This is a genomic window from Gelidibacter sp., from assembly GCF_035577925.1.
In the GTDB taxonomy this organism is placed as follows: Bacteria; Bacteroidota; Bacteroidia; order Flavobacteriales; family Flavobacteriaceae; genus Gelidibacter.
The window spans coordinates 1-3,356 of sequence record NZ_DATJCY010000213.1; the positions used below are offsets into that span (position 1 = coordinate 1).

General features: G+C 34.6%; 3 protein-coding genes. 2 read left to right on the forward strand and 1 reads right to left on the reverse strand.

Translation table 11 applies throughout. The features are described 5' to 3' along the window. Positions 1-748: OmpA family protein (locus tag VNJ50_RS08455; RefSeq protein WP_325580880.1), on the forward strand; the 748-nt coding region annotated here is incomplete at its 5' end. Positions 749-1,014: 266 nt separating this feature from the next. Next, on the forward strand, positions 1,015-2,457 hold the full coding sequence (locus tag VNJ50_RS08460; protein WP_325580882.1) for a glycosyltransferase family 2 protein: 1,443 nt from the start codon (positions 1,015-1,017) through the stop codon (positions 2,455-2,457). A 191-nt stretch (positions 2,458-2,648) separates the two neighbouring features. Here the strand turns inward: VNJ50_RS08460 and VNJ50_RS08465 are convergent. After that, the coding region (locus tag VNJ50_RS08465) for a TlpA disulfide reductase family protein (RefSeq protein WP_325580883.1) at positions 2,649-3,356 on the reverse strand (708 nt) is incomplete at its 5' end.

Sequence of the window (3,356 nt, forward strand, 5' to 3'; positions counted from 1 at the left end):
AACGCACCGCGGTTTTATAAGCTCCAATCGTGCTGATAAAGCAGGGAAATTTGTGTACGATAATATCTATTCGTTTTTAGAAACATCACCAATTATTGATGTTTATGCCGCCGTTATTGAAGGCACCGTAATCGATAAACAAACCGGATTACCACTCCAAGATGCCATTGTTGTTTTGGCCGATTCGGAGAATAAAATTTATGATCAAGTTCAAACTGATGAAAATGGACATTATAGCATTGCGTCCAATAAATTTGAACAGTATTTTGTACGAGTTTCAAAGGATAAGTACGATTCTGATGAGGCGCTCAGCACTTCGGGATTGGAGTATCAAAAAATAGATTTCCAATTACAGCCCAATGAAGTGGCATTAGTTCCGGGTACAGATTTGGCGAAAGTATTAAATATTCCAATTATTTATTTTGATTTTGACAAGTCTAATATTAGAAAAGACGCCCAAGTAGAACTTGAAAAACTGCTGGCAGCACTCAATCAATATCCTAATCTAAAAATTGAAATCCGATCGCATACCGATAGTCGTGGTAATGATGCGTATAACAAAGCATTGTCGCAACGTCGTGCTACATCAACGCTTAAATATCTTGTTGAAAACGGCATATCTGAAGATCGATTATCAGCCACCGGACTTGGAGAAACCGAATTGGTCAACAAATGTAGCAATGGTATTCCTTGTTCGGCCGAAGAGCATCAGAAAAACCGACGCTCAGAATTTATTGTGAAAGATTAATACAAGCTTACATATAACTAAACTAAATTTTTTCAAACCTATTAAAAACCGAAGCATTGTCTTCGGTTTTTTCATTTTTATAAAAACGTAAAACTGTGTAAAATTCTGTGTAAAATTCTTCAACATGTATAAGTTTTACACACCTGTTGTTTCGTAAACTCTATAAAACCATTGAAAACCACTCTTTTTTTAGATGGCACAGCTGTTGCCATATTCTGTTGAAAGCAAATTACACGAACAAACAATATTTCATTACCATTCAAAACATGAACATAAAAATGACAGCTTCAAATCAAATGCAAATTTTAGAAAACAAAAGTATAGCTAACGCAACTATTCAAAAAAAAACCTCTTTAAATAGCCTATCACAAGTTAAATCATTTAATCCATGGGGTGCCATTGTATTGATCAGTACATTTATTTTGATGATTGGATCCGTGTTTTTGGTATTTGATCTTCAAAATGATTTTCAACAATTTAGAGAAGATCGTATCAACTCTACGTTTGGATTGATCTTTTTTGCCGTAGCAACCGGATTATTTGTTTTTAGAGCAGGCTTCTTTATTTATAATCTGTATTTGTACTTTAGATATAAAGTGATTCCATCCGTAAGTGATGAGAAACTGCCAACTTGTACGGTAATTGTTCCGGCGTATAACGAAGGTAAACAAGTTTGGGATACGTTGATCAGTCTTGCAGATAGCGATTATCCAGAAGGTAAATTGGAGATTTTAGCCATTGACGATGGTAGTAAAGACGATACCTGGTATTGGATGCAACAAGCTAAAAGAAAATTGGGCGACCGATTGTCCATTTACCAACAACCAAAAAACAAAGGAAAACGCCATGCCTTATACCGTGGATTCCATTTGGGTAAAGGTGAGGTTTTTGTAACGGTTGATAGTGATTCTGTGGTAAAAACAGATACGCTCAGAAATTTGGTCAGTCCGTTTGTTACCAATAAAGATTGTGGTGCTGTGGCAGGTAATATCCGCGTGCTGAACAATGAAAAAGCCTTATTGCCTAAAATGTTGAACGTGAGTTTTGTATTGAGTTTTGAGTTTGTCCGTTCGGCCGAAAGTAGTTTAAACTCCGTGCTTTGTACACCTGGAGCGTTGGCAGCCTACCGAAGAACTGCGGTTTTTGCATGTCTCGAAGATTGGATCAATCAAACGTTTATGGGGCAACCTTCAGATATTGGTGAAGATCGTGCCATGACCAATATGATTTTAAAACAAGGAAAACACGTGCTTTTCCAACGCAATGCGTACTGTTATACCAATGTGCCGGAACGTTATAAAGGCTTGTATAAAATGTTTATCAGATGGGGGAGAAGTAATGTCCGCGAAAATATACAGATGTCAAAATACGTATTTACAGATTTTAGGGAAGGCTCAAAGTTGGGCACACGATTGCTATTTATCAGTCAATTTTCAAAAATAATAATGAGCTATCCGTTTTTAGTATTCATGTTGTTTTTTATTGTCATGCATCCTTTGCTATTTATAAGTTCTACATTTTTCAGCATTTTGATATTGTCAAGTTTTCCAGTCTTGTTTTATGCAAAACGCTATAAATTATCAGAATCTTTTTGGGCATACTCATACAGCATCTTATATACATTTGGACTGTTTTGGATCACACCTTATGCCATTGCCACCGCAAGTAGAAGGGGATGGTTGACGCGAGAGTTGCCAGATACCAAATAAAAAAAAAGTTCTTAGTTTGTTAGGGGATTTAATTTAAGAACACTGATTGAGGATTAAAGCAATAATGACTTTAGTCCTCTTTTTTGATTTAACATATAGATAGCTATAGACTACTCATCCCTATTTTCTCATCTCCTAACTAACACATCACTTAGTTTGTCTTCTTAAATAAAGGTTTTTCCTTCAACGAGTTATTCCAATAGTTCATCAATTGCCTTTTCAATCTCGTTTTGTCCTTCGATATAGCCGTCTGTTGAAAGAACTACAATTCCATTTTTGTCAATTAAAAAATTCATTGGTGATCCTGTAACATCATATTTAGAAAGATTTTCGCCTTTTATTCCTTTTAAATCTGAAATAATCAACCAATTGGCATCTTCCTTTTCAACCAGTTTTTCCCACTCCTTTTTTTCTGTATCTATAAAATAACTGATGATCATAAAATCTTCAGGATTGTATTTTTCAATTAATTTTGGAAATTCTTTTTCATTTTGTTGACTGGAATAAGGACATTCTGGACTCCAGAAATTTAAGAGGATGATTTTTCCAAAATAATCCGATAATTTATGGGCGACACCTTTTAGGTCATTTCCTGGAATATCTCTAAATGGATCTCCAACTTTAAGACTGATGGTTTTTGAATAGGCCAATAATTCTTGCCCTTTTGGCGAATTTGAATTTATGGCATCTAACTTTTTGTAAAATAATAATAAGCTGTCTTTTGAAATATGTCTTTTTTTATACAATAATGAATTTATTGCCATTTGATTATTTGCATTTGAATACAGAAATTCAAGTTGTTTGGAAGCTATTATAGTGCTGTCATGCTTGTTGGATAATGAATGATATTCATCTAATAAGTCTGTTTGATCTGATCCTGTTACTTTGGCATTAAAAAA